Source organism: Paenibacillus sp. YN15, from assembly GCF_003285005.1.
Lineage (GTDB): Bacteria > Bacillota > Bacilli > Paenibacillales > NBRC-103111 > Paenibacillus_AR.
In genome coordinates this window covers 1-14,916 of sequence record NZ_QMFA01000031.1, presented here as the reverse complement: position 1 = coordinate 14,916, position 14,916 = coordinate 1, and the positions used below count along the sequence as shown (strand labels likewise).

Here is a 14,916-nt window from a genome sequence, read left to right as displayed (position 1 = left end):
CCCATGATTCTCGTTGTGGATGTAGGCAATACCAATATTGTGCTTGGGCTTTTTAAAGGCAAAACCCTTGTCCACAACTGGCGGATCAGCACCAACCGCCAGGCTACGGCGGATGAATACGGCATGGCTCTCTTCGGCCTTTTCAATCATAAGGGCTTGGCGCTGGAGTCGGTGGAGGGAGTCATCATTTCCTCCGTTGTGCCGCCCTTGATGTTTGCTTTGGAGAGCATGTGCCGCAAATATATCGGCTGCGAGCCGCTTATTGTAGGCCCCGGCATTAAGACGGGATTAAGCGTCCGTTATGAAAATCCCCGGGAGGTCGGCGCCGACCGGATTGTAAACGCGGTGGCGGCGCTGGAGATATACGGCCCGCCCCTGGTCATCGTGGATTTCGGCACAGCCACCACCTTTTGCTATATCGATGAAAAGTCCCAATATATCGGAGGCGCCATTGCTCCCGGCATCGCCATCTCTACGGAAGCCCTGTATCAGCGGGCCGCCAAGCTGCCGCGGATTGAACTGGTGAAACCGAAAAGCACGGTAGGGCGTAATACCGTTACATCCATGCAGGCAGGAATTATCTTCGGCTATGCCGGCCAGGTGGACGGCATCGTCCGGCGGATCAAGGAAGAGTTCGGCACCAAACCCACTGTGGTGGCCACCGGAGGTTTGGCGGAGCTGATTGCCGAGGAAGCCCGGAGCATTGACGTGATTAATCCCATTCTCACGCTGCAGGGTTTGCGGCTCATATACGAACGCAACCGCCCTTAGTTTAAGCTTACGATGCAGGCTTTCCTCACGGAAAGCCCTCAGGAGGTACCATGGATAACGTATTGATCAGGGCGACGGCCTGGAACGGCCAGGTTCGCGCCTTCGCAGCCAGAACAACGCAAATGGTGGAGGAATGGAAAGAGCGTCATCAGGCTTCGCCGACCGCTGTAGCGGCCTTGGGTCGTTCCATTACGGCCGCTGCCATGATGGGCGCCATGCTGAAGGGCGAGGAACGGCTGGTGGTGCAGGTGAAGGGCGGCGGGCCCATCGGACAGATTGTGGTGGACGCCAATGCCCGGGGGGAGGTCAGGGGGTATGTTGACGAACCGCAGGTGGATGTGGGGCCCAACGCTGTAGGCAAGCTGGACGTTGCCGCAGCCGTGGGTACGGACGGCTTTCTGTATGTGACCAAGGATCTGGGCTTGAAGGAGCCTTACCGCGGCAGTGTACCTATTGTGTCCGGTGAGCTGGCGGAGGACTTCACCTATTATTTCGCCAAATCGGAGCAGACCCCCTCCGCTGTGGCGCTGGGTGTTCTATTCGGCAAAGGCGATTATAAGGTGAACGCCGCCGGAGGTTTCATTATTCAGCTTCTTCCGGGACTGTCTGACGAAGAGATCGATGAAATTGAAGAAAAGCTCTCGGCCTTGCCGCCCATTACCACCCTCTTGGAGCAGGGGCTGGAGCTGGATGAAATTTTGGCAACGGTCCTGGGCTCCGTCAGGATCTTGGATACTATGGAGCTCTCCCTCACCTGCAAGTGCTCCCGGGAAAAGGTGATGGGCACCCTCATCAGCCTGGGGACAAAGGAGCTGGAGCGTCTGGTGGAGGAAGACGGCCAGGTGGAGCTTCGCTGCCATTACTGCAATGAAGCGTATTTATTTCAGGAGCCGGAACTGCGCGGCGTGATTGAGCACATCAGAAGCACGGGGGATTATTAAAGGACAACGGCCACCAAGGGCAGGAGCAGAGAGAAAGACATCCGGGACATTGAAGCGCCAGGGAATGCTTACGAAGCCAGCTTTCCTTCGGAAAGCTCTCGGGATGTAAAGAGGAGAATGGGATGAGAAACATCAAGCTGTTATGGGGGCTTGTCGGCTGTCTGGGGGCCGCGGTGCTGGTGCTGGGCCTAATGGTTGCAAGGGACGGGATGGCCGGCAGCGATGAGGTGGCTCCGCCTGACCCCGCTGCGGGAGAGCGGGTAGTAGCCAGAGTCGGCAGCAAGGAGTTCAAGCTGGGCATTCTGGAGCAGCAGCTGCTTCAGAAATATGGAGCGGAGCTGCTCAGCCAACTGCTGGACCAGGAGGTTCTGCGGCTGGAGGCGGAGGAGCAGAAGATCAAGATCAGCCGGGAAGAGCTGGATGCGGAATTGACCCGTATGAGCCAGGGGTATGACAGCGAGGAGCAGTTCTACGATTCCATGAAGAGCCAATTGGGCATGTCCAAGGAAGACATCCGCGAGGACGTGTACTACAAGCTGATTTTGGAGAAAATTGCGACGGCTGCAGTTGTAGTAAGCGATCAGGAAATTAACCAGTACATCAAAGAGCACCCGGAAGAGTTTGCTGTCTCCTCCCAGCTGCGGATTCAGAAAATCGTCAGCCAGACGGAGGAGCAAGCCAAACGGACGCTGGAGCTGGCGCTCTCCGGCAAGGACTTTGGGCTTCTGGCCAAAGAGCGTTCTCTGGATACCTCCACTGCATCGGATGGCGGGGATTTGGGCTGGCTGGAGGACAATGACCCGTTTGTCCCCCAGGAACTGCTGAAGGCGGCATGCAAGATGAAGGTGGGGGATATATCCGGTCCCATTAAAACGGCTGAAGGCTACACGGTGATCAAGCTGAGGGACAAAAAAGAGGTCAGCAAGGGAACGCCGGAGGAGATCAAGGCCAATGTGCACCGGATTCTGGCTCTCCAAAAGGCTCCGCCGTTTGCGGACATTACCCAGATGCTGCGTGCGAAATACAAAACGGTGATTGAGGACTCCGAACTGGCTCTTTGAGCCTGGGGGTCCTTTTTGGTTTTTCTGATGAAATCCATTTTCTGATGAAATCCAGTTGACAATTTGAGCCTGGCTTGATAATATGTAGACAGATAATACCTAGTAGATTACTCGGAATACCCATACCAGCTCAGGAGGGATTTGGACATGGCTAGATTGGTTCAGAATATTACGGATTTGATCGGCGATACACCGCTTGTGCGGTTGAACAGGATTGTACCCGAGGACAGCGCGGAGATCTATGTGAAGCTGGAATACCAAAACCCCGGCTCCAGCGTCAAGGACCGGATTGCCATCAGCATGGTGGAGGTTGCCGAGAAGGAAGGCAAGCTGAAGCCCGGCGATACCATTGTGGAGCCCACCTCGGGCAATACGGGCATCGGCTTGGCCATGGTGGCCGCAGCCAAGGGCTACAAGGCCATCCTGGTTATGCCGGAGACCATGTCCTTGGAGCGCCGGAACCTGCTCCGCGCTTACGGCGCCCAACTGGTGCTGACTCCCGGAGCCGAAGGCATGAAGGGCGCGATCCGCAAAGCCGAAGAGCTTGCTGCGGAGAACCCGTCCTATTTTATTCCCCAACAATTCAAGAACCCGGCCAACGTTAAGGTCCACCGGGAAACCACAGGGCCGGAAATCGTGGAAGCCATCAAGAGCTTTGACGGCAAGCTGGATGCCTTCGTTGCGGGCATCGGCACCGGCGGCACCATCACCGGCACAGGCGAAGTGCTGAAGCAGAATTTCCCGGGCATCAAGATCATTGCCGTGGAGCCCAGCGCGTCTCCGGTATTGTCCGGCGGCAAACCCGGCCCCCACAAGATTCAAGGCATCGGCGCAGGCTTCGTTCCGGATATTCTGAATACCGAAATTTATGATCAGATCATTCCCGTAGATAACGACGACGCTTTCGAAACCTCCCGCCGCGTAGCCAAGGAGGAAGGCATTCTGGGCGGGATCTCCTCCGGGGCGGCCATCTTCGCCGCGCTGCAGGTTGCCAAGCAATTGGGCAAAGGCAAACGCGTCATTGCCGTATTGCCTTCCAACGGCGAGCGTTACCTGAGCACGCCGCTGTACAGCTTTGAAGACTAATCCGCCTATAAAAAAAGCTTGCCCGGGCTTTATGTCCAGGCAAGCTTTTTTAGGTTATGTATAAAAGGCATTCCGGCCTCCGCTTTTACGCCTTAAACGTATCCACAAACGTCTTCAGCCGCATCATGTTGTCCAAATTGGCCCGGGAGCTTTCCTTCATCCGGTTCAGATCTTGAAGGATGACGCCGGATTGGGCGCTGATCCCCTCCAGGGATTGGGCGCTTAATGCAATCCGCTCCGCCACATCCGCAGTCTGCCGGGTAACCTCCACGGAGGAGGCGCTGATTTCCTGGGAGGTGGCGGACAGCTCCATGATCACATTTTGAATGTGCCCGGCATCCTCCAGGTACTTTTCACTATGCTCCATCAGCGATCCGTAGCTCTCCAGGACATCGTTCCCAATAAAGAAGCTAATCCCCAAAGAGGATTGTACCAGGGTTTCCACGGAGCCGGTGATGACCCCAGTGAGCCCCTCTATCCGCTTGACCGTGGATTCCGTATGCTCCGCCAGCTTACGGATTTCCGAAGCCACCACCGCAAAGCCGCGGCCCGCTTCCCCGGCCCGTGCGCTCTCGATGGCCGCATTCAGGGACAGGAGATTAATCTGGCTGGCAATGCCGGAGATTTCCTGGGACAAGGCCTCGATTTCCTTCACCTTCTCCAAGTGGAGCATGGCCTCGTCCATATCATTCTGGGTGGCTTCGTACACTTCCTTGGTCTGTTGGATGGAGGCGGCGGAGTGCTCCTGAAGCAATTGGGCCCGGTGGCTGAACTCGTTGGCCAGGGAGGCCGCATTTTCCGTCCGCAAGGCAATGGACCCGATGGCCTGCTCCACCTGAGTCATGGCTACTGCGATCTGGTCGGAGGCCTGGGCGACAAACTCCATAGTCTCCGTCATCTCCCGGGTTTGTGCGTCGGTATCCTGGGCGATGCCCTTTACTTCGTCGGTGAGATCATCCATCTCGCCGATATGTACGGCTATCCGGTCTGTAGCGGCACTGGCCTCCTGCACAAAGCTGCGCACCTGTCCGGTCCATTCGTTCAACGCGCCGGCCACCTGTCCGGTTTCATCCCGGGTGGTCACCGGAATCTCCCGAATGGTATAGCGGTTTTGCTCGTCCTTGCGGAAGGCCCGGGCAATCGCCAGGAGCGGCTTGGAGATGCGGAAGCTGACCCAATATCCGATCATGGCCACAACCGCGCAAATCCCCGCAATGAAGATAAGGGTTGCCTTCATGCTGGCATCGCGGTCGTCATTCAGCTGGTTCCGTTTGGACTCCACCATGCCCTGCAGGTCATCCACATAGTTGCCTGTGCTGATCACCCACTTGTACGGTTCAAAATAGCGGGAATAGGCCCGTTTCAAGGTGACCTTGGCTCCCCCTTCGGTCAAGGGCTTTTCCCACAGGTACTGGGTGTAGCCGCCATCCTTGCCGGTTGTGGCGGCGCTGATAATGCCTTGAATCAGGGCGGTGCCCTCCGCATCCTTCAGCTCCAGGCGGTTGGTGCCCTCCTGTTCCGGCGATATGGGATGGGCAATGAGAATGCCGTCGGTCCGGTCAATCCAGAAATAGCCGGTTTCCCCGTAACGCAGGCTTTTCAGCGCTTCGCGGGCGGAAATTTGGGCCTCCTCCCGGGTCATGGTGCTGCTGGCGGCCTGACGGTCATAGAACTCCAACAGAGTATAAGCGGTGTCTACCTGGTTTTTGATCATGGTATCGTATTGCTGGAACAGCTCCGTTTCATAATGCGCCAGCTCACGGTCAGTGTTTCTCTGCAGCATAGCAATGTTGTACCAACCGAACAAACCGGTAAGGATCACGCAGCTTAAGACAAATGGCAGAAGGATTTTAAACCTGATTCGCCCCACCTGTAAACACTCCCCGCTCTTATGTAATAATTTTCACAAAATGAATTTAAGCTTAATTATAGAGTAATCATTCCTTCTTTTAAATCGGGCGGAGAAGCAGACTTTAAGAATTGTGTGACTATTGGGCATTTGTTAAAATGGGAGAAAGCTTGCCACACATGAAGGAGGACAACCTGTTGATTGTAACCGCGCTGCAGGATTGGCTGCGCTGGGCGCCGGCGTATACCATGCTGCCGTATATTGAGGTCCACCCCCTGGACGGGTTGCCCGCCCAATGGGATGGGCTGTGGGGCTGCTCCGGCCAACCGGCGTTTGTGCTGGAAAGCGGCAAAGGAGGCCGCTATACCATTGCCGGCTGCTCGGCCGTATCCATGATTGAGGGCAAAGGAACGGATGCTGCCGTGACGGACTGGTCCGGCGCCGGCGTGCGGAAGGAGCGGCGGAAGGGCAGCCCGCTTTCGCTGATCCGGGAATGGATGAGCCCGTTCCGGTCTCCGGCCATACCGGGAGCGCCAAAAATATGCGGCGGAGCCGTGGGATACCTGAGCTACGATGTGGTCCGCCATCTGGAGAAGCTGCCGGAGCGGGCTGTGGATGACTTGGGCATTCCCGATTATGTCATGCTCCGCTTCGAGGAGCTGTGGGTGGCGGATTTGCAGGAGCGAAAGCTCTACTGCTGCGTCCATGTCCCGAACACGTTACCGGCGGAGGTCGCGGAAATGGAGCGGCGGCACCGGAGGGCTGCGGAGCGGGCTTCTGTCTTAAAAGCGGAGTGGGACCGGCTTGCCGGTGCTGCGGAGGAGGAAGAGGCCCGTCAGCGCGCGGCAAGGATGCGGGATATTGTGGGTCAGCAGGACTTGTCCATTGATCTGGACAGGATGGAGGGACTCAGGCGGGATTTCAGCAAGGATGCGTTTATGGGGGCCGTGGAGAAAATCCGCGACTACATTGCCGCAGGCGATGTGTTCCAGGTGAATCTGGCGGTCCGCCAGCGCCGTCCGCTCTCCTCCCGCCCCGCCCATATCTACGAATGGCTGCGGGTCATGAATCCTTCGCCGTATATGGGCTATCTGCGGCTGCCCGGCTTCGAGCTGGTATCGGCCTCGCCGGAATTGCTGGTGCAGCTGGAGGGGAACGCCGTTCGCACCCGGCCCATTGCCGGAACCCGCCGCCGGGGCACCTCTCAGGAGGAGGACCGGCGGATGCGGGATGAGCTTCTGGCCAATGAGAAGGAACGGGCCGAGCATATTATGTTGGTGGATCTGGAGCGCAATGATCTGGGGCGGATTTCCCGCTACGGTACGGTGAAGGTGACGGAGCTGATGGGAATCGAATATTACTCCCACGTGATGCACATTGTCTCCGAGGTGACGGGGGAGCTGGCGGAAGGGAAGGATGCTTATGATGTTATCGCCGCGGCATTCCCGGGAGGCACCATAACCGGAGCGCCCAAGGTGCGCACCATGGAGATCATCGAGGAGCTGGAGCCGGTGCGGCGGGGGCCGTACACCGGAGCCATCGGGTGGATTGACTACAACGGCAACATGGAATTTAATATAGTTATCCGCACGCTGCTGGCCCTGGAGGGTCAGGCATATGTGCAGGCCGGGGCGGGGATTGTGATTGACTCGGTGCCGGAACGGGAATACAAGGAAGCCCTCTCCAAGGCCAAGGCGCTTTGGAAGGCGGTGGAGTACAGCGAGCAGTACCGCTTGTGGGATGAGGGCCAAATAAAAAAGGGGGCGGACATACAATGATTCTGGTGATTGATAATTATGATTCTTTTACGTACAATCTGGTGCAATACCTGGGAGAGCTGGGCAAGGAGGTGCAGGTGCGCCGCAATGACGAAATTGATCTGGAGGGCATTGCCGCATTGAAGCCGGATCATATTCTCATCTCGCCGGGCCCGTGCACGCCCAATGAGGCGGGAATCAGCCTGGCGCTGATTGAGCGGTTTAAGGGGGAAATCCCGATTCTCGGCGTTTGTTTGGGGCATCAATCCATCGGCCAGGCCTTCGGCGGCGACGTGATCCGCGCCGAGCGGCTGATGCACGGCAAAACCTCGGAGATTCATCATGACGGCAAGGGAGTGTTCCGGGATTTGCCCAATCCGTTTACGGCTACCCGTTACCATTCGCTGATTGTGAAGCGGGAAACTCTTCCCGATTGTCTGGAGATCACCGCCTGGACGGAAGAGGGGGAGATTATGGGCTTGCGGCATAAGGAATATGCCATCGAAGGCGTCCAGTTCCATCCCGAATCCATCATCACCCAGAACGGGCATAAGATGCTGGCCAATTTCCTCGGAAACCCGGCATCGCAAGGAGCCAAGTAGATGATAATCGCGCTGAACGGCGCCCTGTGCGCCTCGGATAAGGCCGTGATCTCCGTTTACGATCACGGTTTTCTGTATGGAATGGGTGTTTTTGAAACCTTCCGCACCTATGGCGGACGGCCTTTTTTGTGGACGGAGCATCTGGCGCGGCTGGCCGCCGGAGCCTGCGAGCTGGGAATTCCGTATGAGCCGGATGAAGAACGTCTCGCCGCGCTGGTATCGGAGCTTCTTCAGGCCAACGGACTGACCGACGCTTATTTCCGTTTAAGCGTGTCCGCCGGTGAGGAGCCCCTGGGTTTGCCCGGGAACAGCTATAGCCGCCCGGCGGAGATTCTGTATGTGAAGCCCTTGCCGCCGGAGCGCGATGCTGTGGAGTGGCGGGCGGGTCGTCCGCTTCAGCTGCTGGAAACCCGCAGGAATACGCCGGAGGGCGAGCGCCGGTTGAAATCCTTTCATTATATGAACTCCATTGTCGGCAAAAGAGAGCTGTCCCGCTATCCCTGGGCAAAAGGGGCGGAAGGCGTGTTCCTGGACGATTGCGGCTTTATCTCGGAGGGCACGGTCAGCAATCTGTTCTTCATACAGGGGGACACGCTGTATACCCCTGCTGCGGAAACCTGCATCCTGGAGGGGATTACCCGGGAATGGGTGCTCCGCCATGCGGCCGAGGCCGGTATGGAAGCAGAAGAGGGCTTCTATACCTGGGAAATGCTGCTTGCGGCGGATGAAATCTTTTTGACCAACTCCATACAGGAAATTATGCCGGTAACCCGCCTGTACGATCCGGAAGGCAATGAGCTGGTTATTGGCGGGGGAACAGCCGGGGAGCGGACGGCGGAGCTGGCAGCCCGGTACCGCCGCGCAGCGGAAGCGGGAGGGGACGGACAATGAGCCCACGTATTCTGGATTGCTGCGGCAGGAAGCTTCCCCTGGGAGAGCGGACCCTGATTATGGGCATATTGAATGTGACGCCGGATTCCTTCTCGGACGGGGGGCGGTATCATACGGTGGAGGCGGCGGTGGCCCAGGCCCGCAAGCTGGTGGCGGACGGAGCGGACATTCTGGACATCGGCGGGGAATCCACCCGTCCCGGGTCGGCGGCTGTTTCGTTGGAGGAGGAGCTGCAGCGGATTATTCCGGTTATTGAAGCGGTCTTCCGTGAGCTGGACACGCCTATTTCCGTGGATACCTATAAGCCGGAGGCGGCCAAGCTGGCCTTGGAGGCCGGAGCCTCCATCATCAATGACATCTGGGGCTTCCGCCGCGACCCGCGGATGGCCGAAGTAGCCGCTGCATACGGCTGTCCCGTGATTCTGATGCACAACCGGGAGGTGCCGGTTTATACGGATTTTCTCGCTGATGTGAAGCGGGATTTGCTGGAATCGGTGACCATTGCCCGTGATGCGGGAGTGGACCCGTCGCGGATTATTCTTGACCCTGGCATCGGCTTTGCCAAAAATCAGGCGGAAAACCTGTATCTGCTCCGCCATTTGGGAGAGATCGCTGCGCTGGGATACCCGGTGCTATTGGGCACCTCCCGCAAGCGGGTGATCCGCAACGTCCTGAATGTGGGAACGGATGAGGCCGATGCGGGTACGGCGGCCACTGTTGCATGGGGAATTGCCCAGGGTATGAATATAATGAGAGTCCATGATGTGCTGGGCATGGCCCGGGTGGCCCGGATGACCGATGCCATCCTGCATGCGGATTTGAAGAATACCGATTAAACAGACGAGTCAGAGACCCTCAAACCGGCTATGCCGGTTTCGAGGCTTCCATAACACCCTCCGGCCTGCGGCTTGGACCGATGTTATGGAAGGGTACAGGAGGCGGCCAGGCATGGACAAGATTGTATTGAACGGCATGGAGTTTTTCGGCTATCACGGCGTATTTCCGGAGGAAAACAAGCTGGGGCAGCGGTTTTATATCGATGTGGAAATGATCCTGGATTTGCAGGAGGCGGGCAAGAGCGACGATCTTTCCCTGACCGTGAACTATGCGGAGGTCTACGGGACGGTGAAGGGAATCGCCGAAGGGCCGCCCTTCCGCCTGATTGAGGCTTTGGCCGAACAGGTTGCATCTGATCTCCTGCATACTTATACTTGTATTTATGAAATTGCCGTGCGGGTGACCAAGCCCCATCCTCCGTTTGAAACCCATTTCGACGGGGTCACGGTACACATCCATAGAAAGCGGGCATAGACGCTGTATGAATCAGGCGCAACAGGAGTGGACAACGGCATACATTGGACTAGGCTCCAATTTGGGAGACCGGGAAGCCTGGCTGGCCGGGGCGGTTCGCCTTTTGGACGGACATCCCGGGGTCAGGCTGGCCGCAAGCTCCGCCATATACGAGACCGAACCGGTTGGCTATGTGGACCAGCCGGTTTTTTTGAATATGGCGCTGCGTGTGGAAACGCGGCTTCCGCCGGAACAGCTGCTGGCTTTCATGATGGACGTGGAGCGGCAGCTGGAACGCAAGCGCGAGGTTCGCTGGGGTCCCCGGACGATTGATCTGGATATGCTTCTGTATGGGGACTGCCGCATGGATTCCCCCGCCTTAACCTTGCCCCATCCCCGGATGCTGGAACGGGCGTTTGTCCTGGTCCCGCTGCAGGAGGTGCTTTTGCCCGAACCAAGCCTCCAGGCAAAGCTGATTCGTGAGACACTGGACACGCTGGAAGGAAAGGAGGGCGTCAAACGATGGAAAGACAGGCTTTAGCATACCGGATACGCGCATTTCGCAAATTAAAGGGGTTAACCCAATCGGATTTGGCGGAGCGGCTGGGAGTATCGTTGGCTATCGTGGGCACGATTGAGCGGGGAACCCGCCGGGTCGACGAGCGGATGCTCGCCCGGATATCGGAAGCGCTGCAGGTGGATAGCGATGAGCTGCTTCCTCCCAATTCCGCGACGAAAGGAGACGCATAATGCTCAAAATCGGCAATGTGGCGGCAAAGAACAATGTGGTGCTGGCTCCCATGGCCGGTGTATGCAATCCGGCTTTCCGGCTGATCGCCAAGGAATTCGGCTGCGGCCTGATCTGCGCCGAGATGGTCAGCGACAAGGCGATTCTCCACGGCAACAAGCGCACTATGGAGATGCTGTATGTGGATGAGCGGGAGAAGCCTCTCAGCCTGCAGATTTTTGGCGGTGACAAGGAAACGCTGGTGGAAGCGGCGCGGTTTGTGGATCAGCATACCGATGCGGATATCATTGATATCAATATGGGCTGCCCCGTTCCCAAGGTAACCAAGTGCGACGCCGGAGCCAGATGGCTGTTGGACCCGTCCAAGATTGAGGAGATGGTCTCGGCTGTGGTTGAGGTGGTGGACAAGCCGGTGACCGTCAAGATGCGCAGCGGCTGGGATGAGGATCATATCTATGCCGTACGGAATGCCCAGGCGGTGCAAAATGCCGGAGGCCAGGCTGTATCCGTTCACGGGCGCACCCGGGTGCAGATGTACACGGGCCATGCGGACTGGGACATTATCCGCCAGGTGAAGCAGGCGGTGTCCATTCCCGTCATCGGCAACGGGGATGTGTTTACGCCCGAGGACGCCAAGCGGATGCTGGACCACACCGGCGTGGACGGCGTAATGATCGGCCGGGGAGCCTTGGGCAATCCGTGGATGCTTTACCGCACGGTGGCTTACCTGACGGAAGGCGTACTTCCGCCGGAACCGCTTCCTGAGGAAAAAATCCGCATTGCCGTCCTCCATATGGACCGGCTTGTGGCGCTGAAAGGCGAGCATGTGGCGGTGAAGGAAATGCGCAAGCATTTGGCTTGGTATCTGAAAGGGCTTCCCGGCGCGGCCCGGGTGAAGGATGTCATTATGGAATTGACGGAGCGGGACCCAATGGTGGCAGCATTGGAAGAATTTGTGTCCAAGCTGGGCGAACATCCGGCGGTCGCGAAGGATGGGGAAGACGTTATCCTCCACTAGGGCGTGTATGCAAACCCGCTTGAGGGCAGCTTTCACCGCCTTTTCGCCCCGAGCTATCGTTACTTTCGCTCGACGTACCCCCGGTACGCCTTCGCAAAAGTGCCTTGCCTGGAACGAAAAATCAGCGAAATCTGCTCCCCTCGGAATTTGCACACACACCCTGGAATACCGTTCTTTTCCTGTCATTGACATTTGGAAACCGTTGCAATATAATCATTCAATAATCAAGGCGCATACAGCCGGTTTTCTTCGTGGTTGGACATGTTTGTCCCCTTGTCATTTTCATGCGACTTTACAATATAGTTATAATATTGAACCGTTTGGCTACGAAACGGCGAGGCGGCTCCAGTGAGTTCATACGGACAGGGAACACGTTCCAAGGTATGAATAATATTCACACGACGGGAGAACAGATGGAATGAGCGAGAAAGAAATTATCCTTACTCCGGAAGGTCTGAAGAAGCTGGAGGAGGAATTGGAGCATCTGAAGTCCGTCAAGCGCCGCGAGGTTGCGGAGCGGATCAAGGTGGCCATCGGCTACGGCGACATCAGCGAGAACTCCGAGTATGACGACGCCAAGAACGAACAGGCTTTTGTGGAAGGACGCATCATCACCCTGGAAAAAATGCTTCGCAACGCCCGCATCATCAACAATGAGGATGTGGACTTGAATGCGGTCAGCATTGGCTCCATTGTCACCCTGAAGGATATGGAATTCGGCGATACGGTGGAATATACCATTGTAGGCACGGCGGAATCCGACCCCTTCCAGAACAAGATCTCCAATGAAAGCCCGGTAGGCAAGGCCATCCTAGGCAAGCAGAAGGGTTCGCTGGTGGAAGTGAGCGTTCCCGCGGGGACGATTCAATACGAGATTATCGACATCAAAAAATAAACATGGCTTACCTCATTCAAGGCCGATTCCGTCACAGGGACCGGCCTTATGAAGCGTATAGAGGCAATTGGGAACGATTGGAATCCATAGGGGAGTGAATGAAAGTCAATGAGTCAGGAACTGGAATTAAACGAGCATGAACTATTGGTTATCCGCCGCAACAAGCTGGACGAGCTTCGCAATTTGGGGATCGATCCCTTCGGCAAAAAATTTGAGCGCACCCACAATGCCGCCGATATTCTGGCTGCCTATTCCGAGCTGTCCACCGAGGAGCTGGATGAAAAGAATGTCGAGGTGGTCATTGCCGGCCGCCTGATGCAAAAGCGCAGCATGGGCAAGGCTTCCTTCGCCCATATCACCGATCTCACCGGACGCATCCAGATTTATGTCCGCAAGGATGCCGTCAGTGAGACCGAATACAATGCCTTCGATATTCTGGACATCGGCGATATTATTGGAGTGAAGGGACATGTCTTCAAGACCAAAACCGGAGAAACCTCCGTCAAGGCCACTGAGCTGACTGTCCTGTCCAAGTCTCTGTATCCCCTGCCGGACAAGTTCCACGGTCTGAAGGATGTAGAAATGCGCTACCGCCAACGTTACGTGGATCTGATCATGAGCGAGGACGTAAAGCGCACCTTTGTGGCCCGTTCCCGGATCATTACCGCTATGCGCTCCTATTTGGATTCCAAGGGTTATCTGGAAGTGGAGACGCCGACCCTGCACGCCATTGCCGGCGGCGCGGCTGCCCGTCCCTTTATTACCCACCACAACGCGCTGGACATGCAGCTGTATATGCGGATTGCCATTGAGCTGCATCTGAAGCGGCTGATTGTCGGCGGCCTGGAAAAGGTCTACGAAATCGGCCGGGTATACCGGAATGAGGGGATTTCTACCCGCCATAATCCGGAATTCACCATGATCGAATTGTATGAAGCCTACGCCGATTACAAGGACATTATGTCCCTGGTGGAAAATATGATTGCCCATATTGCCCAAGAGGTGCTGGGCAGCACCAAGATCAACTATCAAGGCCAAGAGGTGGATCTGACTCCGCAGTGGAAGCGGATTTCCATGGTAGATCTGGTCAAGGAAGTGACAGGTGTCGATTTCAGCGTGGAGATGACCGATGAAGAGGCTCATGCCATCGCCAAGGAGCATAAAGTGCCGGTTGAGCCGCATATGACCTTCGGCCATATTGTGAACCAGTTCTTCGAGACGTTCTGCGAGGAAACGCTGATTCAGCCTACCTTTGTCACCGGGCATCCTGTGGCCATTTCGCCTCTTGCCAAGAAAAATGACGCCGACCCCCGGTTTACTGACCGGTTCGAGCTGTTTATTGTCGCCCGCGAGCATGCCAATGCCTTTACGGAGCTGAATGATCCCATTGACCAGCGGCAGCGTTTTGAGGCGCAGCTCCTGGAGCGTGAAGCCGGCAACGACGAAGCGCATGAGATGGACGAGGACTTCATCCGCGCGTTAGAATACGGCATGCCGCCGACAGGCGGTTTGGGCATCGGCATCGACCGTTTGGTGATGCTTCTGACCGACAGCCCGTCCATCCGGGACGTTCTGCTGTTCCCGCTGATGCGGGATCGTACCGGTGAATAAAAGCATAGACAAGAGAGGGGGCGCCTGTTGGCGCCTCTTTTTGCTTGTTGGCTCCTTTCACAGGTTTTTGAAAATAAAGGCTTGTTTTTCTCCCGGGAGTATGATACATTAGTGTTCGCTCGCTTCCACGGGAAACCGGATCGAGCGAAATCCACAAAAATCAACAAAATGCGAGAATAAAAAAAGCTTGCATTCATGGGTGATAATGTGGTATATTAAAAAAGTCGCCTCTTGAAGAAGAGAACGACAAGGAAACAAACGAGCTCCTTGAAAACTGAACAACGAGCAGCAAAATAAACAAGCCAAACGTTTGAAACATTGAGCTATCGGCTCTAACATAAGGGTCCTTCGGGACCACTTTTATGGAGAGTTTGATCCTGGCTCAGGACGAACGCT

Annotated in this window: 15 protein-coding genes; 14 read left to right on the top strand and 1 reads right to left on the bottom strand. The window is 56.5% G+C overall.

From position 1 onward, the window contains the following. The first annotated feature begins 3 nt into the window (after positions 1-3). From DQG13_RS21245 to cysK, 4 genes are all read left to right on the top strand, one after another. Positions 4-771 (top strand): type III pantothenate kinase, encoded by a 768-nt coding sequence (locus tag DQG13_RS21245; RefSeq protein ID WP_113021935.1) that lies wholly within the window; start codon positions 4-6, stop codon positions 769-771. Positions 772-821: 50 nt separating this feature from the next. After that, on the top strand, positions 822-1,712 hold the full coding sequence (gene hslO / locus DQG13_RS21240) for an Hsp33 family molecular chaperone HslO (protein WP_113021933.1): 891 nt from the start codon (positions 822-824) through the stop codon (positions 1,710-1,712). Positions 1,713-1,834: 122 nt separating this feature from the next. Further along, positions 1,835-2,773, top strand: coding sequence for a peptidylprolyl isomerase (locus tag DQG13_RS21235; RefSeq protein ID WP_113021931.1), 939 nt, complete (start codon positions 1,835-1,837; stop codon positions 2,771-2,773). A gap of 147 nt (positions 2,774-2,920) precedes the next feature. Continuing rightward, positions 2,921-3,859 carry a cysteine synthase A gene (gene cysK, locus DQG13_RS21230; RefSeq protein WP_113021929.1) on the top strand — a complete coding sequence of 313 codons (939 nt, stop codon included), beginning with the start codon at positions 2,921-2,923 and terminating at the stop codon, positions 3,857-3,859. 85 nt (positions 3,860-3,944) lie between these two features. Here the strand turns inward: cysK and DQG13_RS21225 are convergent, their stop codons facing one another. Then, positions 3,945-5,729 (bottom strand): methyl-accepting chemotaxis protein, encoded by a 1,785-nt coding sequence (locus DQG13_RS21225; RefSeq protein ID WP_113021926.1) that lies wholly within the window; start codon positions 5,727-5,729, stop codon positions 3,945-3,947. A 158-nt stretch (positions 5,730-5,887) separates the two neighbouring features. On the opposite strand from DQG13_RS21225, the gene DQG13_RS21220 reads away from it, so the two are divergent. The 10 genes from DQG13_RS21220 to lysS all read left to right on the top strand — a co-directional run bounded on the left by DQG13_RS21220 (position 5,888) and on the right by lysS (position 14,520). Beyond that, positions 5,888-7,486: an anthranilate synthase component I family protein gene (locus DQG13_RS21220; RefSeq protein WP_113021924.1), complete on the top strand. Its 1,599-nt coding sequence runs from the start codon at positions 5,888-5,890 to the stop codon at positions 7,484-7,486. Next, complete coding sequence (gene pabA, locus DQG13_RS21215) at positions 7,483-8,067, top strand: aminodeoxychorismate/anthranilate synthase component II (RefSeq protein WP_113021923.1); 585 nt, start codon at positions 7,483-7,485, stop codon at positions 8,065-8,067. Before DQG13_RS21220 ends, pabA begins: the two co-directional genes overlap by 4 nt. After that, on the top strand, positions 8,068-8,958 hold the full coding sequence (locus DQG13_RS21210) for an aminotransferase class IV (RefSeq protein WP_113021921.1): 891 nt from the start codon (positions 8,068-8,070) through the stop codon (positions 8,956-8,958). It abuts the gene before it with no gap. Next, positions 8,955-9,794: a dihydropteroate synthase gene (gene folP / locus DQG13_RS21205; protein WP_113021919.1), complete on the top strand. Its 840-nt coding sequence runs from the start codon at positions 8,955-8,957 to the stop codon at positions 9,792-9,794. The genes DQG13_RS21210 and folP overlap by 4 nt, the downstream gene beginning before the upstream one ends. 112 nt (positions 9,795-9,906) lie before the next feature. After that, positions 9,907-10,269 (top strand): dihydroneopterin aldolase, encoded by a 363-nt coding sequence (folB, locus tag DQG13_RS21200; RefSeq protein ID WP_113021917.1) that lies wholly within the window; start codon positions 9,907-9,909, stop codon positions 10,267-10,269. 7 nt (positions 10,270-10,276) lie between these two features. Further along, positions 10,277-10,789 (top strand): 2-amino-4-hydroxy-6-hydroxymethyldihydropteridine diphosphokinase, encoded by a 513-nt coding sequence (gene folK / locus DQG13_RS21195; RefSeq protein WP_113021915.1) that lies wholly within the window; start codon positions 10,277-10,279, stop codon positions 10,787-10,789. Then, on the top strand, positions 10,771-10,998 hold the full coding sequence (locus DQG13_RS21190) for a helix-turn-helix domain-containing protein (RefSeq protein ID WP_113021913.1): 228 nt from the start codon (positions 10,771-10,773) through the stop codon (positions 10,996-10,998). The genes folK and DQG13_RS21190 overlap by 19 nt, the downstream gene beginning before the upstream one ends. Then, positions 10,998-12,014, top strand: coding sequence for a tRNA dihydrouridine synthase DusB (gene dusB, locus DQG13_RS21185; protein ID WP_113021911.1), 1,017 nt, complete (start codon positions 10,998-11,000; stop codon positions 12,012-12,014). The genes DQG13_RS21190 and dusB overlap by 1 nt, the downstream gene beginning before the upstream one ends. A 418-nt stretch (positions 12,015-12,432) precedes the next feature. Beyond that, on the top strand, positions 12,433-12,909 hold the full coding sequence (greA, locus tag DQG13_RS21180) for a transcription elongation factor GreA (protein WP_113021909.1): 477 nt from the start codon (positions 12,433-12,435) through the stop codon (positions 12,907-12,909). A gap of 108 nt (positions 12,910-13,017) precedes the next feature. Next, positions 13,018-14,520: a lysine--tRNA ligase gene (gene lysS, locus DQG13_RS21175; RefSeq protein ID WP_113021907.1), complete on the top strand. Its 1,503-nt coding sequence runs from the start codon at positions 13,018-13,020 to the stop codon at positions 14,518-14,520. Positions 14,521-14,916 lie beyond the last annotated feature (396 nt).